Genomic DNA, 26,406 nt, shown 5'->3' with positions numbered 1-26,406 from the left:
CTCAGGGCTTGCCGAACCCGTGCCTGGCCAGAATCGCCTGGCCCTGTGCCGAACGCACGAAGGCAGCGAAGCGCCGTGCCTCTGCCGGCTGCGTACTGGCCCTGGTCACCGCCAGCGGATACGCAATGCGCCCGGACACCGGCACCGCGAACGCACGGCGCACCCGGTCGGGCATCGCCTGTGCATCGGTGGCATAGACGAAGCCGGCATCCACCTCACCGCGCGCCACGTAATCCAGCGACTGGCGCACGTTCTGCGTCGTGATGATCCTGCCCTGCACCGACGGCCACAGGCCCGCCGCTTCCAGCGCGCCTTTGCCATAGCGGCCGACCGGCACGCTGTCCGGGTTGCCCAGTGCGATGCGCTGCACACCGGCACCGGCCAGATCCTTCAATGAACGCGGCGCCGCCTTGGCCTGCGGCGGCACCACCACCCACAGCGCGTTCACCGCGAACACCTCGCGGGTGCCGGCCGCCAGCAGATCCTGCTGCTGGGCCTGGTCCATCGTGGTTTCGTCGGCCGAGGCGAACACGTCCACCGGCGCACCGCGGCTGATCTGTTGCAGCAACACGCCGGACGCGGCGAAGTTGAAATCGACCCTGGTGCCCGGGTGCGCCTTCTCATAGGCATTGCCCAGTTCGCGGAAGCTCTCGGTCAGGCTCGATGCCGCCGACACCGTCAACTCGGCCGCCCAGGCCGGCACTGCAGCCAGCATTCCCAGCACCAACAGCCCCGCTCGCATCATGGGTCGGCCCCTCGCCTGCCTGATCAGTCCAGTCCGGATTCCCGAGCCACGGCCAGTTCCGCCAGCCGCTCGGGTTGCAGCAACAGCATCTCACGTTGGTTCACCGCAATCACACCCTCGTCGCTCAACCGGCGCAGCACCCGACTCACCGTCTCCGGTGCCATCCGCAGGTAGTTGGCAATCTCGGTGCGGGCCATGCTCAGGTTGAAACGGGTGGCCGAGAAACCGCGCCGGGCATAGCGCTCGGAAAGATCCAGCAGGAACGCCGCCATGCGCTCCTCGGTGCGATGGTTGGCCGCCAGCGTGGCGACCTTGCCGATCTCCGCACTGAGCAGGCTGAACAGCCGTGCCTGCAACCCCGGCATGCGGGTGGCCAGCAGGCTCAATCGCGGAAACGAGATCCGGCACAGGTAGACGGTGTCCAGGGCCACCGCATTGCAGGGGAAGCGCGCGCCGTGGATGGCATTGAGCCCGATCACCTCGCCGGGCAGGCTGAACCCCAGTACCTGCTCGTTGCCCTGGCTGTCATCGACGAAGGTCTTGACCATGCCCGCGCGGACCGCTGCGATCGAATCGAACGGATCGCCCGCACGGAAAATATAGTCTCCGGCCTGGAACGGGCCGACGTGGTCGACCAGCACATGAAGCTCGCCCAGCGCGGTCTTGTCGTAGCCCTGCGACATGCAGGCGTCCGAGAACGCACAGGTACTGCAGAAGTGCAGCGCGTCACCGTCATCGGCCGCTGCCGGATTGGGCGTGGCCGGTCGGGACGCAGAGGGAGCAGAGGGGTTCAGGGGCATTGCAGCAACGCAGGAACGAAGGCGCCCATCATACGACAGCGTGCCAGCCGGCCCTGCGCGTCATGCGCCTACTCCGGCGCAGGTTCAGCGCGTCGCTGCGGGCCACGCTGCCGCATGCTGTCGCGCACGTCCACATCGAACTGCAGCTGCAACATGCTGTCGTCATCCAGGGCGATACCGAAGCCCAAGCCATCCCGGCAGGGCAACCGCCCCGCCAGCGACTCAACGGCTTGGCGCGGCAGTACCAACCGGCAGAATGTACCGCCATCGAGCAGCACCGCCTGATCGCCGGCATGCAGCGACAGCGCTACGCCCCAGCCGCCGCTGCCGCCGAAGCGGGTCAGGTTCTCGACCGACTCGCCGGCCAGCAAGCGTGCCAGCTCTTCCTCATCCACGCGCAGGCGCATCGATTGCTGTTGCAGCTGGACCTTCATGCTGTGATGGACTCCCACTCTGATGGCGTATTGCAGTTGAGCAGCAACGCCTGATCCTCGGGTGCCAATGGCAATCGGGTCACGCCCAGGCGTTCCTGCAGGGCGCGCAGTGAACGTCGCGCCATCGGATCATCAATCAAGTCCCGCAGCACGCGGCGGCAATGATCATCGATCTGCAGCCGCATCGGCAACGGTTCATCGTCGAATACCGTGCAGGCGCGCGCTTGATCGGCCTGCAGACGTAGCAACAGCGCGGGCGTCATCCGCGGCGTATCGACCGGCACCACCCAGGCCGGCCCGTCAGGCATCTGCATCGCCACGCTGTAGAGCCCGCCCAGCGGGCCGCAGCGTGCCACGCAGTCCGGCACGCCGCCGAACGCCGGGTAGTTGCCGCTCACCCATACCCGCCCGGCGCCCGCCTGCTTCAACACGCCGCGCATGTGTTCCAGCAGGGTGCGGCCCTGCCAGGGCAGCAGCGCCTTGTCGCGGCCCATCCGGCTGGACAGGCCACCGGCCAGCACGATGCCGTTGATGCTCATCGCAGTAGGGCCACGCCATGCGTGGCTGCGTCGGCCGGATTCATCGGGAACGCCTCATCCACGCATGGCGTGGATCTACTGGTCCCGGCGCCCTCCCGAAGGGCGCGGTCAATGCCCATGGTCATGTGTGTGGTCGTGGGAGTGCGAAGCTTCGCTGTCCACATGGCACAGGCTGCAACCCTCGCTCCACTGGCTGTCGCCGTCCTCGTAATGCTCCTGCTTCCAGATCGGGCACTGGTGCTTCACCACCTCGATCAGCTGCCGGCACGCGCGGAACGCCTCGTCCCGGTGCGGACTGCCGGCAGCCACCACCACCGCCACATCGCCGATGCCGAGCCGGCCCTTGGCATGGGCCACATACAGCTTCAGCTTCGGCCCGAACGTGCCTTCGACCTCGGCCGCCAGGCGCTTGAACTCGTTCAATACCAGCGGCTCGAACAGGTCGTAGGTGATCCCGGTCACCCGCCGGCCCACATTGACGTCGCGCACCTTGCCGATGAACACATCGATGCCGCCGAAGCCCGGATCGGAGACCGCCGCGATGCCCTCGGCCGGATCGATCGCCGCCTGCGCGCGGTCCACCACCTTCGCAATGATCTTCCCGCTCATGACTCAGCCCCCGCTCACCGGCGGCAGGATCGCCACCCGCCCATCGTCGGGCAACGCCTCGTGGTCGCGCAGCACGCGTTGCTGGTCGGCGAACGCCGAGTAATCCAGCAGCCCGGCACGGAAACCCGGCCAACGCAGCGGCAGCAGCTCGCGCAGCGCCTGGCGCAGATCGGCCACGGTGCCGCCGGCCACCTCCACGGCAATCTCGCGGCTGGCATCCAGATCGGAGAACGCGCCGAACAACTGCAGATTTACCTGTCTCATCACGGCTCCTGGCTCGCCAGCTGCACCGGGTCCTGATGACCCCAGCCCTGCACACGCACCGGCGTGCCGGCAGGGGCCAGACCGCCCTCGCCTTCCAGCACCACCCAGGCGTTGGCCTGCAGCATGGACATCAACCGGAACGACTCCTGCCCGGCCAGCACGCGCGCACTCAGGCGACCCTGCGCATCCACTTCCACCCGCGCCCGCGCGTGGAAACGCAGGCCCGGCGGCGTGCGCACATCGGCCTGCAGGGGCAGCGTCAACACCGGCTCCGGCGCCAGCCCCAGCAGGCGGCGCAGCACTGGCTCGACGAAGAAGCGCTGGCCCACCGCCGCCGACACCGGGTTGCCTGGCAGGCCGAAGTACAGCGCGCCATCAGGCAGCACCGCAAACAGCAGCGGCTTGCCCGGGCGGATCGCCACCTTGTGGAACACGATGCGCGCACCTCGGCCACGCAGCGCGTCGGGAATGAAATCGTAGCGGCCGGCCGACACCGCGCCTGTGCTGATCAACAGCTGCGCACCCGCGTCCAGCGATTCATCCAGGACAGCGTTGAACGCCGCCACCTCATCGCCCACCGTGCCCTGCCAGACCACCTCGGCACCGGCGGCCTGCAGGCGGCCCACCAGGTACGGCCGGTTGCTGTCACGAATCTGCCCGGACGCCAGCGCCTGCGCCGCCTCGGTCACCAGCTCCTTGCCGGTGGCGATCACCGCGGCCCTTGGCCTTGCCACCACCGCCACCTCGCCCACGCCGATCGCATGCAGCAGGGTGCGCGCGTTGATGTCCAGCACCTGGCCGGCCTGCAGTACGCGCTCGCCGTCGCTCACATCCTCGCCACGCGGGCGCACATTCTGGCCCGGCTTTACCGTGCCCTTCAGGGCAATGCGGGTCGGGCGGCCATCCTCGCTGGCGAGGATCTCCACGTTCTCGACCGGCACCACCGTATCCAGCCCAACCGGCATGCGTGCCCCGGTCATGATTTCCCAGGCACCCTCGCCGCCTTCGGCGCCAGCATCGCCGGCCGCCTGCCAACCCTGCACGGCAAATTCGGTGCCGGCCTCGAACGTCGCGCCGTTGGCGCGCAGCGCGAAGCCGTCCATCGCCGAATTGTCGAACGGCGGCAGCGACTGTGCGCCGTGGATGTCACGGGCCAGCGTGCGGCCCGCGGCCTCGTGCAGCGGCAGGCGTTCGGCCGGCAGCGGCGTAGCCGCGTCCAGCAGGTGCTGCAAGGCATCGCTGTAGGGGATCATGCGTGGCCATCCCCCTCGACCATCGCCAGGGCGTGGCCCAGCACCGGCGCCAGAATATCGAGGCACTGCGCCGCCGCCTTTGGGCTGCCCGGCAGCGCGAACACCAGCATGTTGCCCAGCTGCACCACCTCGGCGCGGCTCAGCCAGGCCATCGGCGTGTGCTGTGCACTCAGTGCCCGCACCATCTGCGCCAGGCCATGCACCGGCCGCGCATTCAACGAACGCAGCGCCTCCGGAGTCAGGTCGCGCGGGCCCAGCCCAGTACCGCCGGTACACAGGCACAGGCGCACGCCCTCGGCGGCCAAGGCCTGCAGGCGGCCTGCCAACGGCTCGATGCCATCGGGCAGCACTTCGGCCGCCACCACCTCGCCACCCAGCTTTTTCAGCCCGGTCACCAGGGTCGGGCCGGACACATCCTCATAACTGCCCTCGCTGGCGCGATCACTCAGTGTGATCACCGCGCAGGCCGCGCCCTCCAACCCCTTTGGCGCACGCGGGTTGAAACGCTCACGCTCGGCCTCGTCCATGCCGTCCGGGTGCAGCCACACACCACGCTTGCCGCCTTCCTTGAACAGCAGGCGGATGCCTTCGATGCGCAGGGCCGGCTCCACCGGCTTGCTCAGGTCGTACAGGGTCAGCAGCGCCGCGTTGACGCCGGCCAGTGCCTCCATCTCGACGCCGGTGCGTGCCTCGCTGGCGCACTCGCACCACACGCGGATCGCCTGCCGTTCCGGCACCGGCGCGCAGAACACCTGCACCAGCTCCAGCGGCAACGGATGGCACAGCGGCATCAGCATCGAGGCCATCTTCGCGCCCTGCAGGCCGGCTATCTCGGCCATCACCAGCGCATCGCCCTTGGGCAGGCGGCGCTCGACAATCAGCGGATAGGCCACTGGACCGGCATGCAGCTCGCCCACCGCCACCGCACGGCGGCGGCTGATGCGCTTGTTGCGCACATCGGCCATGTGGAAGGCCGTGTTCAATTCCCCACTCATCGTGTTGCTCATCCTCCGATGGAGGCCAGGTGCGGGGTCAGCCCGGTCTGGCCCTGGTGCAGTCCATGCCCGGCCGCTTTCAGGCCAAGCTGGGTGGTGATGCGTGCCAGCAGCGCGTCGTGGTCCTCGTCGCGCTGCAGCAGCGGGCGCAGCGGAACGCCGAACTCGCCGAACAGGCACAGCCGCAGGTCGCCCTTGGCGGTCACCCGCAGGCGGTTGCAGCCCTTGCAGAAGTCACGCGAATACGGCGCGATGATGCCGATGCTGCCGCGATGGTCAGGGTGGCTGAACTCGCGCGCCGGGCCGGCATCGGCGGCGCGCGGGCGCTCGTGCCAGCCAGCGGCCAGCAGCTGCTCGATCACCCGATCGGCGCGCAGGTGGTGGCGCTGGAAATAGGCTTCGTTGTCGCCGGTGCGCATCAGTTCGATGAAGCGCACGCTGAAGGGGCGATCGCGCAGGTACTCCATCCACTGCGGGAGCTCGTCGTCATTCAGGCCGCGCAGCAGCACCGCGTTGAGCTTGATCGCCGGCAGGCCCAACGCCTGCGCCAGGGCCAGGCCCTGCTGGATCTCCGGCAGGCGGTCATGCCCGGTGATGGTTCTGAAGCGTTCGCGCTGCAGGCTGTCCATGCTCACGTTCAGCGCGGTCAGGCCGGCGCGGTGCCAGCCCGGCAGGCGCCTCGGCAGCAGCGTGCCATTGGTGGTGATGGCCACCTTGCGGATGCCCGGAACCGCCGCCACGGTGGCGATGATCTCGTCCAGATCCTTGCGCAGGCTGGGCTCGCCGCCGGTCAGGCGGATCTTGCTCATGCCCAGCGCCGCAAAGGCCCGCACCAGGCGGCCGATCTCCTCCACCTGCAGGAAACGCGGGTGGCCATCGGCCTGGTAACCGTCGGGCAGGCAGTAGCTGCACCGGAAGTTGCAGGCTTCGGTGAGCGACAAGCGCAGGTACGGAAAGCTGCGTCCGAAGCTGTCGGTGAGTTGGCTCATGGCTGTTCCGCCTCCTGGTACCACCCTGCAGCCCTGCCCCTGAACGGGTTGTCGACCCCAACCTGCAGAGTGCGCTGGGGCGTTGAAAGCGTCAACCCGGGACAGCCCGCAGCCTGAATTGGCACTGCCTGTCGTGATAGGCCCTCCCCGCCCGTCCCGTTCGCCGTGACAACCTCGACCCCTGTCGCAGATTGCACGCTGCGGACGGAGCACTACGCCAGCCAGCACTGGCGGGGCTTAACAGCATAGGACAATGTCAAAAGCGTCTCCAATCGAGTGATGTTTGCAACTCTTCTGATTGGCATTGCACAGCGCCAGGGGCTCAGATGGCGTGCCACCGGAAAAGGGTGGCCGGGTTTCGAATCCCGAGTTGGTCCTGAGTGATTGCGCTTGCCAGTCGGCGTCCACATTCCGTGGCGCCGGCTGGCAATCCGTCTGCCGGCTATGGCGGGCGGTGCGTGGGGGCGTTCGCGCCCACCGGCTTGGGACCAACCCGGATTCGAACCACGTATCGCCCGCCACTTTTATGGGTGGCGGCTACCGATTGCCCTGCACGGAGCCTTGCCATGAACGAGTCGGACTTCCCGCATCTGCACGCCTACCGCAGCACCGCCGGCGACGACGGTTCGCCACAGGCTGCGCCTGCCATGGACAGGAACACCTTCATTGCCAATCTCCACCGCATCGGCTCCGGTGCGGCGGCCGATGGGCAACCGTGGCCGGAGCGTCACCCGCTGCCCGGCCGCCGCCTCGCCCTGGCCGACGCCGATTGCGCGTTGACCGGGTTGCGGGTGGTGCTGGAAATGCTGCTGGCGGCGGAGCGCACCCGCCAGAACGGCGAACCGGAAGAGTACGTGGGCGACCGGGTGATGGAGGGGTTGGTCATGGCCTGCCAGTCGTTGTGCGCGCAGGCGGTGGGGCGGTTGCAGCCCGAAGGGTGAAGGGCATGCGCAACGCCCTTCAGCGAGGACCGCTTTCAGCAGGCGTCAGTGCTAGCTGAAAGCGCTCCTCAGATCGACCCCGATGATCGGTGAGAAGTCCACTTTGCACAGCTCCAGCTCGAAGAGCTGATCGTGATTGCCCAGGCACAGGGTGACTCTCACCGGCACGCCGTCGGCATCGGCAAGCATTGCAGTGGCAATGTCGCTTCCGAAGACCTGGGTCGTGCTGGACAGGAACACCACGCCTCCGAATCCGACGACCTCCACGTCCTCCACCTGGGCGAGCGCCAGATCCTTCAACAACCGTTCGGACAGCTCGTTCGTCTCGGGCAGCAGCCTGTGGATGAGGGAGACCTCGTCGGGGGTGAGGAATCTGGGCACGGGATGTCCTTCAGAGCACTGCATCCAGCCTCCCCCGCAAAGACTACTGTGAGTAATTGACTTCTTTAGTGACATTTCCACTTCGGTCGTACCATCGCCACACACCGGCCTTATGCCCATTCTTAAACTGTCCACGGATACGAATATACCCATCATCTGCGGCGACAAATGGACCATCAGCAATCTCGCACCCCTTCAAAGAGCCCGCTTTTCCCCACGGCTCGGTCTTCAGTCGAGCGGGCTCAACACATTCTATCCGCTCATCGTCGAACGAATTCGTCGTTGCGCCCTGCTTCTGATCCGCACATGCCGAAGAAAGTGACGCCAGCAGGACGCATGTCATGTGTCTCTTCATACCTACCTCAGCCCAGGAACCTTCGAGTTGAGCAATCGTTTGTTCTGCTCTTGCTGCAGTTCGACTGTACTAGCATTCCAAAGTGTCTTGGCTACAAATGATTGGCAATGGTTGGTAGGCCCCCACCTACCAAGTGATCTCCCTATCTGAAGCTGGGAATTGACTCTCGCTTCGTCGACATTTTTAACCACTTTGCATGATGCTCCAGGTTCATTGCTACGACCGACATGGTTGGTCACCTGCACGGGATCGCCCGGCATGTCTCCACTGTCGTTACCAGGTACGTTTCCACGAGTGCCACCCATGCCTGCCTCAACTGTATCCGTACGAATCCATTGGTGATCAATTGGATTGTTGGATACTCCAAAGGCCGGCTGACTACATACAAGTACTTCCAAGCCCTCAGGGTCAATCCAACTCATCGGATTTCCCATCACGTAGCCAAAGGTATTTGGCCCCGCTGCGAGCCCAATCGGATCACTCTGCGAATAACGACCCACCGCAGGGTCATACTCCCGCTGGTAGTTGTAGAACAGCCCACTCGCATCCGTCGCCTGCTGGCCCGGGAAGCGCAGCGCCAGTTCGAACGCCACACCATCGCCATCTGGATCGGCACTTGGGATCTGGTTGCCGAACACCTCGCTCTTGTTGCTCCACTCCCAGATCGCCACATCACGCACCGGATCGATCACCACGCGCGGCGTGCCCAGATGATCCGGCTGCACTTAGGCAAGTTCCGGCACGCCGGCGCTCGGCACGCTGATCAACGCCACCGGGTAGTTGTCCAGCCAGATGGCCTGCTGCTGCGCCTGGCCCGTGGCCGAGTAATTGCCCAGCCACTGCCCTGCTTCGTCGTACAAGGTGATCCGTGCTGCGCCACCGGCCGGGGTCCGCAGAACGCGTTCACCGCGGTGGTTGTAACCGTAGCTTTCCAGTACGGCATTGCCCTGCTTCACCGCGTTCATGCGGTTGGCGTCGTTGTAGATGAACGTCTTGCCGCCGATGCTGGTGGTGTTGCCCACTGCGTCATGGTTGCGCGCTTCGCCGTCCACGGCGGTCAGCCGGTGGCTGGTTGCGGGGTAGGTGTAGCTGGCGGTGCCTGCCGAGGTGGTCAGCGCGGTGCGATTGCCGGTGGCGTCGTAAGCATAGGTTTCAATCGGCGTGCCGGTCGCGCCGTCCTGGGTCTGGGTCAGGCGGCCCAGCGCGTCGTAGGCGTACTTGGCGAGTACCGTTGAGCCTGTGCCGTTCTTCAGCTCGGTGATCGAACCGACCGGGTCATAGCCATAGCCCAGCGACAGGCCGCCTGCGGCCGGGTCGTGTACCGCCTGCGGGCGGTAATCCAGATCCAACGGACGCTGCAGCTGGCGGCCGTTGCCATAGGTCCATCCGGTCGCCGGGCCGAAGGCCGCGTAGGTCACGTTGTTCACCACGATCTGGCGTGCCTGGCCGGGCCGGGTCAGGCCGATCTGGCTGATGCGGCCCTGGGTATCGCGCACGTAGTCGGCCACGCTGCCGTCGGGGTAGGTCAACGCGGTCAGGCGACCCGACTTGCTGTAGGCGTAGCGCAGCGTGCTGGCAACGCCGTTGACGGTCTGCACCTTGCGGGTGACCTGGCCGAAGCGATCATGGCAGTACTGGGTGCTGCCATTGGCGTGCAGCACCTGCCCCAGGCGCCCCTTGGCAAAGCGCTCGTCGGCGGCGCAGGCGGCAGGCGCCACGTCATAGCTGTAGCCCGCGTCCAGATTGGGATCCGGGTAGGCGATGCCGATCAGGCGGTTGAGTGCATCGTAGTGATAGGTGGCGGTGACGCCACGCGCATCGGTAGCCGTCTTGCGGTTGCCGGCGGCATCCACGGTGAAGCTGCTGGCACCGCTGTCCGGGCTGACTTGCCCGGTCAGATCACCGAAACCGTTGTAGGCATAGCCTGCTCTTCTCGGGATTCACGCGCGGCTCGCATCGCTACCTGGCGACCGGGCACACCCTCCAGCGCGAGGATCCTGCTGCAGTGGTGGCCGCGATTCAATCCGTCTCCGGCACTTTGAAGTAGCCGTTCCAGGCAATGGCTTTCCGGGTTGTTCCCTGCTACTGCCCACGCAGGCGCACCGCAAAGTACCGCGCCGGGGAAAGGCCAAGCGCTTTCTTGAACATCGTGATGAAGGCCGTCACCGACTCATAGCCCAGCGTCTCGGAAACGCGTTGTACGGGTGCACCGGCGGCGAGTTCCCGAATGGCGATGAGCAGGTGCAGTTGCTGCCGCCAGCGCCCGAAGGACAGTCCCGTTTCACGTTCGATGAGGCGGGTCAACGTGCGCTCGCCCAGGGCCAGGCGCACAGCCCACTGGCTGATGGTGCTGCGGTCTGCCGGATCCGCCGACAGCGCCGCCGCCAGCGCACGCACCTTCGGGTGATGGCTGACCGGCAGCGACAGATGCTCGGCCGGCATCTGTACCAGCTCGTCCAGCAACACCCGCGCCAGCCGGTCGGTGTGGCTGCCATGCGGATAGTCGAGCGGCGCGTCGGCCAGGTGCAGGATCATCTCGCGCAGCATCGGCGAGATGGCCAGCGTCACGCACTGCGCCGGCGGGTCGACGATGCCGGGCTCGACGAATAGATAGCACAGGCGCGCGTTGGCGGTGGCGCGGTTGCTGTGCGGCATGCCGCCCGGAATCCAGACGCCACACTGGGGCGGCACGATCCACAGCGCATTGGCCACTTCGCAGGTCACCGCCCCATGCAGCGCAAGAATGAGCTGGCCCTTTCGATGCTCATGCACCGGAATTTCCGCGTCGTGCTCGGCCACCTGCAGGCGGCTGGCAACCGCCGGGCGATCGGTCTCGTCCGGGTCCAGGTCAAAGCCGGGGAGCGAAATGCGAGCCATTCTCACATTGACCGGTTTTAGCGATTGATTGTCATTGTAGCGAAATTCGCCAGTGCGGCCGATCACTAGCATGAGCCGCATGCACTCCCCCACTCCTGCCCGTCCCCACGTGTTCCAGGCATTCGCCCGGTTGAAAAGCCCTGCCCTCAGGACCGATCAGGAGGCGGTGCTCTTCTCGCTCAAATGCCTGCTCGCCGCGTCGCTGGGGCTGTATGTCTCCCTGCGGATCGGCCTGAATCGCCCGTTCTGGGTGATCGGCACGGTCTATCTGGTGTCGCAGCCCCTTTCCGGGGCAACACTGAGCCGCGGCCTGTTTCGCCTGCTCGGTACCGTGGGCGGGGCTGTCGCCACCGTCGCGCTGGTGCCACGCTCCGCCAATGCACCCCTGGTGCTGAGCGCCGCGCTCGCCACCTGGATGTCGCTTTGCCTGTATCTGGCAATGCTCGACCGCACGCCGCGTGCCTATGCGTTCCTGCTGGCCGGCTATACCACCAGCCTGATCGGCTTTCCTGCGGTGATGGTGCCGGGAGACGTGTTCACCATTGCCATCACGCGGGTGCAGGAAATTGCCATCGGCATCCTGGCCGCAACTCTGATACACGCGCTGGTGCTGCCGCGCCGGGTCTCGATACGCGTGCACGCACGGGTCGCTGCCGTGCTGGATGACGCGGAACGATGGACACGGGACATGCGCGCCGGCGCATCGGACACGGTGCTGGCGACGGACCGCTCGAAAGTGGCCGCCGACCTGCTCGAGCTGCATGTGCTGTCGATCCACCTGCCCTTCGACAGCGCCCACGGCGTGGCCCAGGTGCAGATCCTGCGTGCCCTGCATGACCGGATGCTGGACGTGCTGATGCTGTCCAGCGCGGTGGAAGATTCCATCGACCGGCTGCGTTCACCACAGGCCGGCGCGATGGATGCAACGGGCTGGCGCGATCTGCTGCAGGCCGGCCTCGCCGCGCAACAGACCGAGCTCGACCTCGCCCACGCCGACTGCCGCGTGCTGCAGGCGCAACTGCACACTGCCCGTCCCGACTGGCGCCGGCATGTACCTGCCCGCCTTGCGCGACATGTGCAGGGTGCGGTACTTCACCGGGATCATCGGCTTGCCCTGCGCAGCGCGCTGGGCGCGTTCGTCGGCATCCTGCTGAGCTGCGTTCTATGGATCGCTACCGGCTGGTCGGAGGGCGCCACGGCGGTGTCCATCATCGGCACGGCGTGCGTGCTGTTCGGCACGATCGAAGCGCCGGCACCGCATGTCATGCGCTACCTGGTGGGATCGTGCATCGGCGTGGCCGTCGGCCTGCTCTACGGTCTGCTGATCTTCCCCGCATTGTCCGATATCACCGGCCTGATTGCCGCGCTCGCGCCGGTACTGCTGCTGTGCGGATCGTTCCTGGCCCGGCCGCCATTCACCATGGCTGCCTTGGGCGTGGTGCTGACGTTTCCGCTCATTGCCAGCCTGGGCGCGACCAATACGACCAACATCGTCGGCGCGCTCAACAACAGCGTTGCGTTGTTCATCGGTACGACGGTGGCACTGTGCAGCATGCAGCTGTTCCAGACCGCCGATGCGGTCCGCAACCGCGCTCGGCTGGAGCGGTCGATCCGTCGGGACATCGCACGCTACGCCGCCGGACAAGGCGGTGCGAGCCGCGCGTGGCTCAGCCGCATGCTGGATCGAATAGGGCTGCTCGCTCCCAGGCTGCAGGGCCGTTCCAGCGCCGCGCACGACCTGCGGGCATTGTTTGCGGACGTGCGTGCGGCACGAGCATCCAGCCAACTCCGCGCGCTGGAAAAGCGGCTGCACAACCCGCAGGTTCGGACGCTTCATGCGGCGCTGGTCGAACGCATCGCTGCACATTTCGGGGTTCGCGTCCACTCGGCACGCAGTGTCGACATCCATCTTCTGGTACTGCTGGACCGCATGCGCGAGGTAGCTGCGGCCAGCAGCGGGGTCGATCGAGAGCATCTGCTGCACCTGCTCTGCGGGTTGCGCTGCGACCTGCTCGTACCTCCGCTCACCCACCGGCGCTGACCTCATGCTTCCTGATCTTTCCATTGATGGCGTGCTGATCCCCGGCCTGCTCGCCGTGGCCGCCGCCGCGCTGGTGCTGTCGATGCTGACCTCACGTCTGCTCGCCAGCCTCGGCTTGTACCGGTTGTTCGCCGCGCGGCCGCTGGTGGGCCTGTCCCTGTTCGTGATCCTGGCGGAGCTGATGATCCGGCTCGCGCCCCTGCTCGGGAAATGAAATGAAAGACCTGCTTGCTGTTATCGGGCGCTGGAGCGCAACGCTGGGCGTGTGTGCGCTTGCCGCCATTGCCGCGTTCTCCCTCTGGAATCGTTACGAAACACGCCCGTGGACGCGTGATGGACGGGTGCGCGCCGATGTGGTGCGCGTTGCGTCGGACATGGGGGGGCTGGTCACCCAAGTGCTCGTGCACGACAACCAGCGGGTCAGTGCCGGCCAGCTGCTGCTGGTGCTCGATCAGCCACGCTTCGCCGCCACGCTGGAGAAGGCAGACGCGGCGGTCAGGAGCGCGCATGCCACGCTGGCGCTGGCTCGCCGCGAATCGGCGCGGGACAACGCACTTGGCAACCTGGTCGCTTCGGAAACCCGCGAACGCAACGCCGCCAAGGTCGATACCGAGCTGGCCGCGCTGGCGCAGGCACGGGCCGAACAGCGCGTTGCCCAGCTCAACGTGCAACGCACCGAGGTGCGCGCAACCACCGATGGCATCATCACCAACCTCGACCTGCACGCGGGCGACTACCTGCAGCCGGGGGCACAGGCGCTGGCGCTGATCGACACCGGCAGCCTGCGTATCGAGGGCTACTTCGAGGAAACCAAACTGGCCTGCATCACCGAGGGCGATGCCGCCGTGGCCCGGCTGATGGGCGACAACCACGACGTCCGCGGGCACGTGGATACCATCGCCGCCGGCATTGCCGACGATCAGCGCTCAAGCACACACAACCTGCTGCCCGCCGTGGCGCCAACTTACACCTGGGTGAGGCTGGCGCAGCGCATCCCGGTACGCATCCGCATCGATGATGCGCCGTCGGACACCCGCCTGATCGTGGGTCGCACTGCGAGCGTGACCATCGCGCCCTCGGCAGCGGGAGCCTGCAAGTGAGCCTGCGAACACTACGCGGTGGGCTGCTTGCCCTGCTGCTGCCGATGACGGCCTGCGTCTCCGGGCCCGACTATCACCTGCCTGCGAATGCCGTCGCTGCCACGCCACGGGCAGCGCGGGCATTCGTCTCGGGCGGGGAGGCATCGTTCAGCCACGACGCGCCACCGGATCGGTGGTGGGAACTGTATGGCGACCCCCAGCTTGACGGCTACGTGCGCGAAGCACTGGCGGCCAACACCGACCTGCGCGCTGCCGATGCCAACCTCCGGCGCGCCAGCGCTACCGTGCTGGAGTATCGCGCGCGCGGTGCCGTACAGGCCGACGTGGATGCGTCGAGCACGCTCATCCATGCCGGTGGCTACACCCAGGCGTCGGCCGCGCCGCAGTCGTACGCGCTGGGCCTTCACCTCTCCTATCCACTGGATCTTGCAGGCGGTATCCGCCGCGGCATCGAAGCCGCCAACGCGGACGCCGAGGCCGTCGCTGCGGCGCGGGACCAGGTCCGCGTGGTCGTCGCTGCGGCCGTCACCCGGGCCTATCTCCAGGTGTGCACCCGAAATCACACGCTCGCTGCAACCCGGCAGGTGCTGGCGGTGCAGCGCGCCACCCTGGAGGCAACCCGACGCCTGGCTGCCGGAGGGCGCGGAACGGACTTCGATGTCAGCCGTGCCGGTGCCGCCGTCAACCGCAGCGCGGCGGGGATACCGCACCTGCTGGCGGAACGCCAGGCCGCACTGTTCGAACTGGCCGCATTGATGGGCAGGCTCCCGGCGGACTATCCCAGGGAGGCCGAAGCCTGCCCAGGCCCCCCGGAGCTGGAGCAGGCGCTGCCGGCCGGTGATGGTTGGCAGCTGCTCCAGCGGCGCCCCGACGTACGCGCAGCCGAACGCAGCCTGGCCGCCGCGACTGCAATGATCGGTGTCGAGACGGCGGGTCTCTATCCGCAGATCACCTTGGGCGCCTCTTCGGGCGTGGCCGGCACACCGGCGCATCTGCTGTCGGCCGACGGCTTCGGTGCGAGCATCGGTCCCGCGCTGTCATGGCACTGGCCCAACCGCCGCGTGGCCAAGGCCGGCGTCGCAGCGGCAGGTGCCAATGCAGATACCGCGCTCGCGTCCTTTGACGGCGTCGTGCTGCAGGCACTGCGCCAGACCGAGACCGCGCTTTCTGCCTGCACGCAGGAACTTGAACGCGAGCGCAGCCTGGCGCAGGCGCGTGGGGATGCAGCGCGGGCCGCCGGGCAGGCGCAGCAGCTCTACCGTTTCGGCAGGATCGATTTTCTCGACCTGCTTTCGGCCCAGGCCGCGCTGGCAGATGCGGAGTCCGCATTGGCCGTCTCGCGCGCGGAGCGCATTGACCGGCAGATGGATCTTTTCCTGTCGTTGGGTGGAGGCTGGGCTGCAACAGATTCAGCCCCGGGCGGGGTCCAGTGACCCGTTGCCTGGCAGCGGCTGCAGGCCGCGCCGTCTGTTCAGAAAAGTGCCGCCCAAACCCGTATTCATTCACACTGACTGCCCTATATTCCCGCCACAGCGCCGCATGCTGCGGCCATGACGGAGGCACTTCCATGAAGACCACACGTTTGCTTGCCATCGCTTTGACCACCGCCACCGCGTTGGCTGCGGCCCCCGCCTTCGCTGACCCGCCGCATCACGCCCGCGGCAACGGCCCGCCGCCGCATGCCGGCGGCCCGCACAACCGTGATGCGCCGCCGCCCGGCTGGCAGAAGAAGGCCTGGCGTCGTGGCGACCGCCTGCCCTGGGCCGAAGTGGACCGCCGCTACTGGGTGGACGATTACGCGCGTTATGACCTGCGCAATCCGGGTCGCGGCCAGCGCTGGGTGCGCCAGTCCGACACCGAGTACCTGTTGGTGGAGATCGCGACCGGCTTGATCATCGACGCGCTGCATCGTTGAATGCGGAGCGCGCCGGGGCCCTGTAGCCGTGGCCCCGGCGGCGCTTCCACCCTACGAAGGCCGTCATGAACGATGCGAACCACCGGAATCCAGAACGCGCTTCTCGCTGCGTGCCTCGCCGCAGGCCTGCCGGCCCATGCAAGCCAACGCCCATCGTCGGCTGATGCAGCGGCGATCGAACACGTGGTCGAGTCATTCCGCGCCTCGCTCATCAACAAGGACAAGCCGACCTACATGAGCCTGTTCTTTTCGGACAGACCGGAAGATATCGGCTGGCAGTTCGTTTCCGAAGATGCCGGCCGATTGAACGTCGCTTGACGCGGCCGACCCCAGGCCGCGAACCATTCAGCATGCGCATTGGCAATCAGTCAGGGATCGGGCACAGTTCGGCCACGCGCAAGGACGCACGCCATGACCCGCCTGCTGATCATCGAAGACAACCCCGAGCTCGTAGCCAACCTGTACGCTTTCTTTGAACCTATCGGCTACGTGCTGGACGACGCCCGCGACGGTGCCAGCGGCCTGCGCCGGGCCACGCAGCACGACTACGACGCCATCCTGCTGGACCTGATGCTCCCGCGCCTGGATGGCATGACGCTGTGCCGAAAGCTGCGCCGGGAATTCCAGAACCCGGTGCCGATCCTGATGCTGACCGCGCGCGATCCGGTCGAGGACCGCGTGCAGGGCCTCGCTCTCGGCGCCGATGACTACCTGGTCAAACCGTTCTCGCTGAAGGAACTGGATGCGCGGATCAAGGCCCTGGTGCGACGCGCCCAGGGCCGTCAGGTCGACAGCGTACTGGCGTGGAAGGACTTGCAGGTAGATACGCGCTCGCCGCAGGCCTGGCGACAGGGGCGCTGCATCGCGCTGACGCCTACGTCGCACAAACTGCTGATGTGCCTGGTACGCGCGGCCCCGGCCGTGGTGCGCAAGCAGGAGATGGAATACCTGGTCTGGGGCGACGAGCCACCGGACAGCGGCGCGCTGCGTACCCACATCCATGAGCTGCGCCTGCAGGTGGACCGCAGCTTCGACACCACGTTGATCGCCACGGTGCACAGCGTCGGCTGGCGCATGCCGGCGTGACCCCTGCCGCTCTCTACCGCCGCCTGGCCCTGCGTACCCGCATCACGATTTCGTTCGTGCTGCTGATGGCCGGCGCGATGGGCTTCATCGTCCTGGCCGAACAGGTGGACTACGACCAGGTCAGGGCCGCGGTCATCGCCCGGACCCAGGACAGTGCCGTGCACAAACTGCAGGCGGCACTGGCCCGTGGCGAGCGCCCCGCCCTGCCCCCGGGCAGCCAGCTGTACGACAGCCATAGCGTGCCGATGGTGCTGCGCCAGTACGGCCTGGGCTACCACGGCGAAGCAGGACCCGACGAGTGGCACCTGCGTGTGTTCGACAGTGGCGGCCAGCGCTACTACCTGCTGCAGGACGCTGCACCCTATGGCTACCTGGAACACCTGATCAATGCCTTTGCCGCGGTGGTCATTTCGATCTGCGTGCTCGGCGCCTTCCTGATCGGTCGCAGGGTGGCATCGCACGTCATCGCGCCCATCACGCAGTTGGCCGATGCCGTGCAGAGCGGGCGGAAGCCCTTTCCCTGTCAGGACGCCCGCGACGAGATCGGTGTACTCGCCCGTGCCTTCGCCCGGCACAGTGATGAGCTCGAACGGTTCCTGCATCGCGAGCAATGCTTCAGCGGCGATGCCAGCCATGAGCTGCGCACGCCCTTGGCCATCATCGGCGGCGCTGCGGAAACCCTTGCCTGCCAGCTTCCGGCCGACAGCCACCTGGTTCCCAGCGCGGAGCGCATCCTGCGCACCACCCAGGAGATGCAGCGCCAGCTGACCTGCCTGCTGCTGCTCTCACGCGCCCCCAGTACCGTGCCGCGCAACAAGGTGGCCCTGCGCCCGCTGATCGAATCCTGCATGGAGCGCTGCCAACCCTGGCTTTCCGGCAAGCCAGTGAGCATTACATACGATGCCCGGTATGACGCCGTACTGGAAACCAATGCGGATCTGGCGCACAGCGTGATCTGGAACCTGCTGCGCAACGCCTGCCAGTACACCGAAAGGGGCGAAGTGAGGATCACCCTCCACGACACCGCACTCACCGTCGCCGACACCGGACCCGGCCTGCCCTCCAGTATCGACCCACAGCAGTTCCAGCGCTTCGTGCCCGGCAGCCCGCACAATGGCGAGGGACTGGGGCTGTCCATCGTGCAGCGCATCGTCGAGCACCTGGGCTGGAGGATGACGGTGCACTCCTCGCAGCAGGGATGCCGGTTCAGCCTGGAATGGCCCGCCTGACGGTTTCCTGACAAGCGCGTGCACATGCTGGGGATTGCTCACTTCACGGCGGAAACGGCATGCAGCACCCCAAGGACAGCGGCAAGTACCCGCATGGCAAGACCGGCCTGGGCCGCATCTTCCACACCCTGATCCATTCGCGAGACGGATTCATCGCTACCTTTCGTGGCGAGGCTGCTTTTCGCCAGCTGCTGCTCCTGCACGCGCTGTTGATCACTGCAGCGTTCGTGCTGGACATCAGTAAGCTCGAACGGGCGCTGGTGCTGGCGGTCTGCTTCATCAGCCTGCTGGTGGAACTGCTCAACTCGGCGATTGAAGCCGTGGTTGATCGCATTTCGCTGGAGCAGCATCCGCTGTCCAAGAACGCCAAGGACATGGGCAGCGCCGCGCAGACCACCGCGTTGTTGATGGTCGGCGCAGTGTGGGGCGTGATCCTGCTGGGCTAGCCCGGCAAGGCTGACAACTTCCTGATAAAGCCGTTTCGATACTGCGCGCACTCCTGTTCCGCGGAACCTGCTCGTGCGCCAATGCCTCCGTTTTCCACGGCCCCATCCGATCATCCTGGTCTGGGCCGCAGCGTTTTTCTTCACCACGATTGGAAACATCGCCCTCTGGAAGTCGCTGTGGGGGCTGATCGACCTCAACAGCCTGCGCAGCGTGCTGTTCCTGGCCAGCTTGCCGGTGGTGCTCTTCTGCCTGTTCAACCTGATGCTGACGCCACTGCTGGCACTGCCGTTCCTGCGCAGGCCGCTGCTGGTGCTGCTCGTTGTCGTCAGCGCCGCCTGCAGCTACTTCATGCTGCACTACAACGTGCTGATCGATCGCAGCATGGTGCAGAACGTGTTCGAGACCAACCAGGCCGAACTGAACGCCTATCTGTCGCTGCCACTGCTGTTGACCCTGCTGGCGCTGGGCGTGCTGCCCGCTGCCGGGCTGGCCCTGGTGCGCACCACCAGCGGGGCCGGTTCGATACGTTCGCTGCTGGTGTGGCCAGTCAGCGTTCTGGCGTCATTGCTGGTACTGCTGGCAATCGGCTTCGCGTTCTACAAGGACTATTCCTCACTGCTGCGCAACAACCGCCACATCCGCGACCAGGTGCTGCCGTTGAACGTGGTGCGGCATACCCACGGTTATCTGAAAGGTCTCTACAGCACCCGCCAGCAACCGCTGCGCGCGATTGGCATGGACGCACAGCGCGCGCCGGGCCCGCGCCGGAAGCTGGTGATCCTGGTCGTCGGCGAGACCGCGCGATCACAGAACTTCCAGCTCAACGGCTACCCACGCGCGACCAATCCCCGGCTCTCGCGCAAGGAAGGGGTCATCAGCTTCAATGATGTCTCCTCATGCGGGACCGCCACGGCCATCTCGGTGCCGTGCATGTTCTCGCAGATGACCCGAGGCCAGTACGACGACGTGCGCGCCGCAACCGAGGAGAACGTGCTCGACATCCTGCAGCGCACCGGCATCAGCGTGCTCTGGCGCAACAACAACAACGGCGGCTGCAAGGGCGTGTGCGAACGCGTACCGACCGAGGACATGCCTGCGCTGAAGGTGGCCGGCCAGTGCGTCAACGCCGACGGCACCTGCTACGACGGCGTGCTGCTGCACCAGTTGGGCGCACGCATCGATGCCATCAACGGCGACGCCCTGATCGTGCTGCATCAGCTCGGCAGTCATGGGCCGACCTACTTTGAACGGTATCCCGCAGCGTCGCGGGCTTTCAGCCCGACCTGCGACAGCAATCAGATCCAGCACTGCAGCAACGAGGCACTGGTCAACACCTATGACAACACCCTGGTGCACACCGACCACCTGCTGGGCAAGGCCATCGACCTGCTGCAGGGCTATGCGGACCAGCGTGATGTCGCACTGATCTATGTGTCCGACCATGGCGAGTCGCTGGGCGAACGCGGCATGTACCTGCATGGCACGCCCTACTTCATCGCCCCGCGCGAGCAGACCCAGGTGCCGATGGTGATGTGGTTCTCAACGGAGTTCAGCCACAACGCGGGCCTGGACCTGGCCTGCATGCGTGGGAATGCGCTGCACCGCGCGTACAGCCATGACAACGTCTTCCACTCGTTGCTGGGCCTGTTCGGGGTCAGCAGCACGGTATACCAGCGCGATCTGGATGTGTTCGCCGGTTGCCGCACGGGAACGGCCCAGAGGACTACCGGGCCCGCGGTTGTCAGCGCGCCTGTTGCCGCGCTGCCAGCGAGGACCCGGCGTTGCTGGGCCAGGCTGAGCCTCGTCAGAAGTCCGCAGCTGCGGCGACGCGATGCTCTGGGCTGCTGGCGAGGCGTCGCCTTCGGATGGGTTCGCGGCACCGCTGGGCGCGGGGGGTGATCACCTTGATGACGTTGATCATCTTGATGCACCTGGCGGGCGCTGCTAAGGTCCCGGCAGAGTGCTGCTCCTGATCGGCCGCTTGGCGCATTTCCGGCACCGGTCTACTGGCAACAGGGCAAAGGATATGGCCGACAGAAAGTACTGGTTTACAGCGCGCAGTCACGGATGGGGCTGGGGACTGCCCTGCGCGTGGCAGGGCTGGGTGGTCTATGCGATCGCCTTTGCGCTTCTGCTCGGCGGTCCGTTCCTGTTCTCACCCTTTCGCAACCCTGTTGCCTTCCAGATCTACACTTGGACAATCGTAGTCGCGCTTGTGCTGGTCTGCTGGCGCAAGGGCGCGCCCCCCGGCCCGATGTGGTGAGGGCGGCGCTGCCGGATCTTAGTTGGCCAGGGCGAAATCCAGGCCCGCACACACCGCCGCCACCTGGGCGTCGTTGCATTCCTGCGGATTGGTGCGCGGGCTGTCCGGGTAGACCTCGGTGGTGGTGGCAAAGCGCGCATCGGTGAAGCCAGCGCAGGCGCCGATCGAACGGGATTCGCCCCAGACCACGCCCGGCGACTGCAACGGCAGGCCGACCAGATTGCCTTCCGCGTCGGCCGGGGCGATGTGGGTGATGGGCGCCACTGCGGCGATCAGTGCCTTCTGGAACTCGGCCTGCGGATCTTCACTGTTGCCGATCACGTAGAAGCCATCCGGAATGGTGTCGCGCTCGAACGGCTTGCCGTCGCGGGCGCAGCGCGCCGGATCGAACTCGTTCAGGTCGCTGTCGGTGGTCTCGTGCAGGTCCAGATGCACCAGCAGGTTCGGCTTGCGCTCGGCCACCCAGCGCATCAGCGCGGCGGCTTCCTCGATCTGGCCGCCGTCACGGAAGCTGCGGTTCGGGTCGATCGCATCCGGGTTCCAGCGCTGGATGCGCTCATAGCCCCACGGGCTGACGCAGGGCGCGACGATCAGGTTCAGCCGGCCCAGGTAACGCTCCGCCTGCTGCTCCAGGAACTGCAGGGCACCGTGCACGCCGCTGGTCTCGTAGCCATGCACGCCACCGGTGATCAGCGCGGTCGGCAGCGCCGGGTTCCAGTCGTGGTTGACCACGGCGAACAGCGGGTAATGGTCCGGCGCATAGTCCAGTTGGCCGTACTGGATCACGTCGAAAACGCTGTCGTCCAGGCGCTCAAGGGCGGCCACCACGTCATCATGGTAGCTGCGCTGGCGCTGCTGGCGGGCCCGCCACTGTGCGCGTTCCGCGTCGCCCCAGGGCTGTCCGGGGGTGCCGATCGGGTAGAACTGCGCAACAGTCATGGGGGTACTCCAAGGATCGAACGGGTGGATGCAGCCGGACATTCTAAGCCTTGTCGCGCCTGCGGGTACCGCCCCCCAGGCCCCGCCTTCATCCAGCCGGGGTCATCTGGTTGTAAAATCAACGGTTTTTGGCCCCTCACCCCTTGATGGCGAACGCAGCGCAGCCGGTCCTGGGTGGACCGGAGTTCCTCCGCCTGCTCGCCCGTCTCAGCGACGGCGCGATGCCGGCCAGCAGTCCCGCCCTGACCGATCGCCTCGGCCAGTGGGTGGACTGGAGCCGTGCCGTGGCCCTGTCCGGGGCGCTCGGAGGACGCCTGCCCGAGCCCGGTGAAGCCGTCGAAGCGGTCGAGGATGTGCTGGCCGACTGCGCCCAGGCGCACGCCAGCCTGCGCGCCTCGATCAGTGAGGACGCCGAGGCCGAGCGCCTGCTGGACCTGGCCGAGGCCGCTGCCGCACCCAACTTCGCCTCGCTGCGCCAGCGCTACCGGGTGTTGCAGCAGGCCATCCAGACCGCCACCGGGCGCCTGCGCGGCCGCCTGCGCGACCAGCTGGTACAGGTCTCGCCGGAGCTGGCGCGGCTGGCCGAGGTCGATGCAGTGATGGAACAGACCCTCACCCCGCGCGAGCACAGCCTGCTGGCCACGGCGCCGGCAGTGCTCGGCGCCCGTTTCGACCGCGTGCACGGCCAGCCCGGCTGGCGCGCGGCCTTCCGCCATGACATGCGCACCCTGCTGCTCGCCGAGCTGCAGCTGCGCTTCCACCCGATCGAAGGGCTGCGAGACGCCCTGCGCTCCCACTGACCGGAACACCATGTCCAGAACTGCTTTCCATGTCGTTGTTTTCCTTGTCGGCCTGCTGGCCGTGTGCTGGATCGGCATTGGCTATGTTTCGGTGCATCCGCTGGGTGCAGCGGTGGCGGCGATCATCGCGGCCTGCTACATCGCCGGTGGCGTGGAGCTGTACCGCTACCGCCAGGCCAGCAACGGCCTGCGCGCCGCACTGAATGACCTGTCCAGCGCGAAGGAAAGCCTCGCCCCATGGCTGGAGCGCGTGCCGGTAGGCCTGCGCAACGCCGTGCGCCTGCGCGTGGAAGGCGAGCGCACCGCCCTGCCCGCACCGGTGCTGACCCCGTACCTGGTCGGCCTGCTGGTGCTGCTGGGCATGCTCGGTACCCTGCTGGGCATGATGGACACGCTGCGTGGCACCGGCCTGGCCCTGCAGAGCGCCACCGACATGGCCGCCATCCGCGGCTCGCTGGCCTCGCCGGTGCAGGGCCTGGCGGTGGCCTTCGGTACCTCGATCGCGGGCGTGGCCAGCTCGGCCATGCTCGGCCTGCTGGCGGCGCTGCTGCGTCGTGACCGCCTGCTGGCCGTGCAGCAGCTGGACCGCGCCATTGCCGGCGACCTGCACCCGTATTCGCAGGCCTGGCAGCGCGCCGAATCGCTGCGCCTGCTGCAGGCACAGTCCGCAGCGCTGCCGGCGCTGGTCGACCGCCTGCAGGCGATGTCCAGCACCTTTGAACAGCACAGTGCGGCCGCCAATGAGCGCCTGCTGGCCGGCCAGGCCGAGTTCCTGACCCAGAGCCAGGCCCTGCAGGAACGCCTGGCCCTGTCGCTGCAGCAGTCGCTGCGCGAAGGTGCCGAAGCCAGTGCCGCGGTCATCGGTGGCGCGCTGCAGCCGATGGCCGAGACCACCCTGGCTGGCCTGGCCCATCACGGCGAAGCACTGCATGCCCGCGTCGAGCAGGCCGTGCAGCAGCAGCTGGCCGGCCTGAGCGACGGTTTCGAACGCAGCCGGGTCGCCACCGAAGCCAGCTGGGCCAAGGTGGTGAGTGAACAGACCCAGGCGCAGCAGGCGCTGGTGAATGATCTGCGCCAGCACCTGCAGGCCTTCAGCGATGGCCAGGGCACGCACGCCGAAGCACTCGTCGCGCGTATCGGCGAGCGCCTGCAGGCCGATGCCAACGGCAACGCCGAGGCCTGGCGCGCCGCCATCGAGCAGCAGCAGGCACTGAACAGCGCGCTGATCGAGCGCCAGCAGCAGGCGTTGATCGCCGCCAGCGAACATCTGGATGCGCGTGCGCAGGCGCTGCTGCAGGCACTGGAACAGCAGCACAGCGCCAACCAGTCACTGCTGCAGGATCATGAAGCGCAGCGCTCGCAGCAGTGGCAGGCCGCGCAGGCCGCCGCCGCAACCGCACACGCCGAACTGCAGGCCAGCCTGGACACTCGCGAGCAGCAGCGCCAGGCGCGCTGGGACGCGGTCAGCGCCGAACTGCAGCAGGCCCACGCCACCCTGCAGGCGCAGCTGCAGGCCGGTGACGAACAGCGCCTGCAGCGCTGGAGCGATGCCTTGCAGCACGTTTCCACCGAGCTGGCCGAGCGCCTGCAGGCCAATGGCGAGCGCCTGGCTGCGCAGCAGCAGCATGTCTGCGAGACGCTGGCGGCGACCGCGCAGCAGATCGGCGAGAACGGTCGCGCGCAGGCCAGCGCCACGTTGGCCGAAGTGTCCACCCTGCTGCAGACCGCGGCGGCGGCACCAAGAGCGGCTGCCGACGTCATCAACGAACTGCGCAGCACGCTCTCTGAAAGCCTGGTGCGTGACAACGCAATGCTGGAAGAACGCGGTCGCCTGCTGGCCACCGTGCAGACCCTGCTCGATGCGATCAACCATGCCTCGCACGAACAGCGCACCGCGGTGGACGCGCTGGTTGGCGGATCGGCCGAGCTGCTGGAGCGCGTTGGCAATCGCTTTACCGACCATATCGCCGCCGAGACCGGGAAGCTGGACGGCATCGCCGCAGCGCTCCACGGCAGCGCTGGTGAAGTGGGCCAGTTGGCCAGCACCTTTGGTGAAGCAGTCGCGCAGTTCGGCAGTGCCGCCACCGCGCTTTCCGGCCGCCTGGAACAGATTGGCGGCGCACTGGATGCCTCACTGGCCCGCAGCGATGAGCAGCTGGCTTACTACGTGGCGCAGGCGCGCGAGGTGGTCGACCTCAGCCTGCTGTCGCAGAAGCAAGTGATGGAAGAACTGCAGCAGCTGGCCACGCGCCGCGGCAAGGCCGGCAGCGCATGAGCGACGAACTGGAGGTCGATGGCGGATCGCACGCCCCGATCTGGGCCGCCTTTGGCGACCTGATGTCGGTGCTGCTGGGTGCATTCGTGCTGATCCTGGTCGGCGTAGTTGCCGTGCAGCTGGAACTGTCGCAGCGGCTGGATCAGGAAGTGAAGCAGCGCCAGGCCGAAGCCAAGCGCCTGCAGACGCTCGAACAGGCACTGGCTGGCCCGCTGGCTGCCGGTCGCGTGACGCTGGTCGACGGCCGCATCGGCATCAGCGGCAGCGTGCTGTTCGCACTGAATTCCGACCAATTGCAGCCGGAAGGCCAGGAGCTGCTGCGCAGCCTGGCGGCACCGCTGGCCGCCTACCTGGGCAGCCGCGAGGAGATCCTGATGGTCAGCGGCTTCACCGACGATGCGCCCGTGCGCGAAGGCAACCGCCGCTTTGCCGACAACTGGGAGCTGTCCGCGCAGCGTTCGCTGACCGTGACCCGCACCCTGATTGCCGACGGCGTACCCGCTGATGCCGTGTTCGCCGCCGCGTTCGGCAGCGAGCAGCCGGTCAGTTCCAATGCCAATGAGGAAGGCCGCGCACGCAACCGTCGCGTGGAGATCGCGCCGATTCCCAAGCCCAAGGCGGCGGATGGCAAGTAAGCCGCCCGCCCTGGAAGGCCTGCGCGCATTGGTGCGTGACCTCGATGCGGGGTCGCGCTCGCTGCCGCATTACCCGCAGGTGCCGATGCTGCAACAGGTGCAGCGCGAATGGTCGGAGCTGCGCAGCGAACTGCAGGTGCGCCGCTCGCTGCGCGCCGAGGCCCCGGCTGACGGCGGCCCGCTGAACTCGGCGGTGCTGGTGCAGCGCATGCTGGACACGATGCAGGCCACCAGCCCCGGCTACCTGCGCCACTTCATCGACTATGTGGACACCTTGTCCTGGCTGCAGGCGCTGCAGGATGGCGCCGCCAGCGGCGGTGAAACCGCAAAGCCGAAACGGACACGCAAGCCGCGCAGCGCGGGTTGAACACAATACGCCGACCTCGTTCGGCGCCCCTTGGACACGACAATCCTGATCCACGCTGCTGGTTACGCCAACATTGCTTGGCGCTTATCGACTCCCAGCAGCGCTGCTGTCCAATCGCTACCGCGAG

Annotated in this window: 27 protein-coding genes and 3 pseudogenes; 17 read left to right on the top strand and 13 right to left on the bottom strand. The window is 67.0% G+C overall.

The genetic code is table 11. The features are described 5' to 3' along the window. Nucleotide 1: 1 nt before the first annotated feature. From modA to moaA, 9 genes are all read right to left on the bottom strand, one after another. Nucleotides 2–745, bottom strand: coding sequence for a molybdate ABC transporter substrate-binding protein (modA, locus tag R5H29_RS04555; RefSeq protein ID WP_332328832.1), 744 nt, complete (start codon nucleotides 743–745; stop codon nucleotides 2–4). A 23-nt stretch (nucleotides 746–768) separates the two neighbouring features. Further along, a complete protein-coding gene (locus R5H29_RS04550) occupies nucleotides 769–1,545 on the bottom strand; it encodes a helix-turn-helix domain-containing protein (RefSeq protein WP_155029679.1) in 777 nt (258 codons plus the stop codon). Between the two features lie 68 nt (nucleotides 1,546–1,613). Beyond that, complete coding sequence (locus R5H29_RS04545; protein ID WP_021204219.1) at nucleotides 1,614–1,979, bottom strand: hypothetical protein; 366 nt, start codon at nucleotides 1,977–1,979, stop codon at nucleotides 1,614–1,616. After that, nucleotides 1,976–2,518 (bottom strand): molybdenum cofactor guanylyltransferase, encoded by a 543-nt coding sequence (locus tag R5H29_RS04540; RefSeq protein ID WP_058981727.1) that lies wholly within the window; start codon nucleotides 2,516–2,518, stop codon nucleotides 1,976–1,978. Before R5H29_RS04540 ends, R5H29_RS04545 begins: the two co-directional genes overlap by 4 nt. Nucleotides 2,519–2,626: 108 nt before the next feature. Beyond that, nucleotides 2,627–3,127: a molybdenum cofactor biosynthesis protein MoaE gene (locus tag R5H29_RS04535; RefSeq protein WP_155029682.1), complete on the bottom strand. Its 501-nt coding sequence runs from the start codon at nucleotides 3,125–3,127 to the stop codon at nucleotides 2,627–2,629. 3 nt (nucleotides 3,128–3,130) lie between these two features. Continuing rightward, nucleotides 3,131–3,391, bottom strand: coding sequence for a MoaD/ThiS family protein (locus R5H29_RS04530; RefSeq protein ID WP_005413671.1), 261 nt, complete (start codon nucleotides 3,389–3,391; stop codon nucleotides 3,131–3,133). Further along, on the bottom strand, nucleotides 3,391–4,644 hold the full coding sequence (gene glp / locus R5H29_RS04525) for a gephyrin-like molybdotransferase Glp (RefSeq protein ID WP_332328831.1): 1,254 nt from the start codon (nucleotides 4,642–4,644) through the stop codon (nucleotides 3,391–3,393). Before glp ends, R5H29_RS04530 begins: the two co-directional genes overlap by 1 nt. Next, nucleotides 4,641–5,639, bottom strand: coding sequence for a bifunctional molybdenum cofactor biosynthesis protein MoaC/MoaB (gene moaCB, locus R5H29_RS04520; protein WP_332328830.1), 999 nt, complete (start codon nucleotides 5,637–5,639; stop codon nucleotides 4,641–4,643). Before moaCB ends, glp begins: the two co-directional genes overlap by 4 nt. 8 nt (nucleotides 5,640–5,647) lie before the next feature. After that, complete coding sequence (gene moaA / locus R5H29_RS04515) at nucleotides 5,648–6,628, bottom strand: GTP 3',8-cyclase MoaA (RefSeq protein WP_207049979.1); 981 nt, start codon at nucleotides 6,626–6,628, stop codon at nucleotides 5,648–5,650. Nucleotides 6,629–7,194: 566 nt separating this feature from the next. On the opposite strand from moaA, the gene R5H29_RS04510 reads away from it, so the two are divergent. Further along, entirely contained in the window at nucleotides 7,195–7,569 is a 375-nt protein-coding gene (locus R5H29_RS04510) for a hypothetical protein (protein WP_308305674.1), read from the top strand. A 51-nt stretch (nucleotides 7,570–7,620) separates the two neighbouring features. Here R5H29_RS04510 and R5H29_RS04505 read toward each other — a convergent pair whose 3' ends face one another. Continuing rightward, a complete protein-coding gene (locus R5H29_RS04505) occupies nucleotides 7,621–7,950 on the bottom strand; it encodes a DUF6984 family protein (protein ID WP_164144745.1) in 330 nt (109 codons plus the stop codon). 747 nt (nucleotides 7,951–8,697) lie between these two features. Then, a pseudogene (locus R5H29_RS04500) lies at nucleotides 8,698–10,227 on the bottom strand (RHS repeat-associated core domain-containing protein); the annotation flags it as partial. On the opposite strand from R5H29_RS04500, the pseudogene R5H29_RS04495 reads away from it, so the two are divergent. Next, a pseudogene (locus tag R5H29_RS04495) lies at nucleotides 10,215–10,352 on the top strand (alpha/beta hydrolase); the annotation flags it as partial. The pseudogenes R5H29_RS04500 and R5H29_RS04495 sit on opposite strands and share 13 nt — an antisense overlap. Nucleotides 10,353–10,387: 35 nt before the next feature. Here R5H29_RS04495 and R5H29_RS04490 read toward each other — a convergent pair. Continuing rightward, nucleotides 10,388–11,182, bottom strand: coding sequence for a helix-turn-helix transcriptional regulator (locus R5H29_RS04490; RefSeq protein WP_332328835.1), 795 nt, complete (start codon nucleotides 11,180–11,182; stop codon nucleotides 10,388–10,390). 70 nt (nucleotides 11,183–11,252) lie between these two features. Here R5H29_RS04490 and R5H29_RS04485 point away from each other — a divergent pair, with 70 nt between their 5' ends. The 11 genes and pseudogenes from R5H29_RS04485 (at nucleotide 11,253) to R5H29_RS04435 (ending at nucleotide 21,263) form a co-directional block, all read left to right on the top strand. After that, nucleotides 11,253–13,223 carry an FUSC family protein gene (locus R5H29_RS04485; RefSeq protein ID WP_332328829.1) on the top strand — a complete coding sequence of 657 codons (1,971 nt, stop codon included), beginning with the start codon at nucleotides 11,253–11,255 and terminating at the stop codon, nucleotides 13,221–13,223. A 4-nt stretch (nucleotides 13,224–13,227) separates the two neighbouring features. After that, nucleotides 13,228–13,437 carry a DUF1656 domain-containing protein gene (locus tag R5H29_RS04480; RefSeq protein ID WP_155029689.1) on the top strand — a complete coding sequence of 70 codons (210 nt, stop codon included), beginning with the start codon at nucleotides 13,228–13,230 and terminating at the stop codon, nucleotides 13,435–13,437. A 1-nt stretch (nucleotide 13,438) separates the two neighbouring features. Further along, a complete protein-coding gene (locus R5H29_RS04475; protein ID WP_155029690.1) occupies nucleotides 13,439–14,323 on the top strand; it encodes a biotin/lipoyl-binding protein in 885 nt (294 codons plus the stop codon). Further along, nucleotides 14,320–15,756 (top strand): efflux transporter outer membrane subunit, encoded by a 1,437-nt coding sequence (locus R5H29_RS04470; RefSeq protein WP_332328828.1) that lies wholly within the window; start codon nucleotides 14,320–14,322, stop codon nucleotides 15,754–15,756. Before R5H29_RS04475 ends, R5H29_RS04470 begins: the two co-directional genes overlap by 4 nt. 134 nt (nucleotides 15,757–15,890) lie before the next feature. Then, on the top strand, nucleotides 15,891–16,238 hold the full coding sequence (locus tag R5H29_RS04465; protein ID WP_021204235.1) for an RcnB family protein: 348 nt from the start codon (nucleotides 15,891–15,893) through the stop codon (nucleotides 16,236–16,238). 72 nt (nucleotides 16,239–16,310) lie between these two features. Continuing rightward, nucleotides 16,311–16,532 (top strand): annotated as a pseudogene (locus R5H29_RS04460) (nuclear transport factor 2 family protein); the annotation flags it as partial. Nucleotides 16,533–16,649: 117 nt separating this feature from the next. Next, complete coding sequence (locus R5H29_RS04455) at nucleotides 16,650–17,324, top strand: response regulator transcription factor (protein ID WP_019659910.1); 675 nt, start codon at nucleotides 16,650–16,652, stop codon at nucleotides 17,322–17,324. Then, nucleotides 17,321–18,553 (top strand): HAMP domain-containing sensor histidine kinase, encoded by a 1,233-nt coding sequence (locus tag R5H29_RS04450; protein WP_332328827.1) that lies wholly within the window; start codon nucleotides 17,321–17,323, stop codon nucleotides 18,551–18,553. Before R5H29_RS04455 ends, R5H29_RS04450 begins: the two co-directional genes overlap by 4 nt. A gap of 59 nt (nucleotides 18,554–18,612) precedes the next feature. Further along, on the top strand, nucleotides 18,613–18,999 hold the full coding sequence (locus R5H29_RS04445; protein WP_180876663.1) for a diacylglycerol kinase: 387 nt from the start codon (nucleotides 18,613–18,615) through the stop codon (nucleotides 18,997–18,999). Between the two features lie 73 nt (nucleotides 19,000–19,072). Continuing rightward, nucleotides 19,073–20,899: a phosphoethanolamine transferase EptA gene (gene eptA, locus R5H29_RS04440; protein WP_021204239.1), complete on the top strand. Its 1,827-nt coding sequence runs from the start codon at nucleotides 19,073–19,075 to the stop codon at nucleotides 20,897–20,899. Between the two features lie 61 nt (nucleotides 20,900–20,960). Beyond that, entirely contained in the window at nucleotides 20,961–21,263 is a 303-nt protein-coding gene (locus R5H29_RS04435; protein ID WP_227853028.1) for a hypothetical protein, read from the top strand. A gap of 18 nt (nucleotides 21,264–21,281) precedes the next feature. Here R5H29_RS04435 and R5H29_RS04430 read toward each other — a convergent pair whose 3' ends face one another. Next, nucleotides 21,282–22,202 (bottom strand): M14 family metallocarboxypeptidase, encoded by a 921-nt coding sequence (locus R5H29_RS04430; RefSeq protein WP_021204241.1) that lies wholly within the window; start codon nucleotides 22,200–22,202, stop codon nucleotides 21,282–21,284. A gap of 146 nt (nucleotides 22,203–22,348) precedes the next feature. Between R5H29_RS04430 and R5H29_RS04425 the strand changes: the two genes are divergently transcribed. The 4 genes from R5H29_RS04425 to R5H29_RS04410 are packed head-to-tail and all read left to right on the top strand — an operon-like array spanning nucleotide 22,349 to nucleotide 26,279. Further along, a complete protein-coding gene (locus tag R5H29_RS04425; protein ID WP_021204242.1) occupies nucleotides 22,349–23,002 on the top strand; it encodes a DUF3348 family protein in 654 nt (217 codons plus the stop codon). A 10-nt stretch (nucleotides 23,003–23,012) separates the two neighbouring features. Next, nucleotides 23,013–25,277: a DUF802 domain-containing protein gene (locus R5H29_RS04420; protein WP_332328826.1), complete on the top strand. Its 2,265-nt coding sequence runs from the start codon at nucleotides 23,013–23,015 to the stop codon at nucleotides 25,275–25,277. Continuing rightward, complete coding sequence (locus R5H29_RS04415) at nucleotides 25,274–25,912, top strand: OmpA family protein (RefSeq protein WP_021204244.1); 639 nt, start codon at nucleotides 25,274–25,276, stop codon at nucleotides 25,910–25,912. Before R5H29_RS04420 ends, R5H29_RS04415 begins: the two co-directional genes overlap by 4 nt. After that, on the top strand, nucleotides 25,902–26,279 hold the full coding sequence (locus R5H29_RS04410; protein ID WP_227853030.1) for a DUF2894 domain-containing protein: 378 nt from the start codon (nucleotides 25,902–25,904) through the stop codon (nucleotides 26,277–26,279). Before R5H29_RS04415 ends, R5H29_RS04410 begins: the two co-directional genes overlap by 11 nt. Nucleotides 26,280–26,406: the final 127 nt, after the last annotated feature.

Source organism: Stenotrophomonas sp. A3_2 (assembly GCF_036624925.1).
GTDB lineage: Bacteria > Pseudomonadota > Gammaproteobacteria > Xanthomonadales > Xanthomonadaceae > Stenotrophomonas > Stenotrophomonas hibiscicola.
This window is presented reverse-complemented; position numbering and strand designations above follow the sequence as displayed.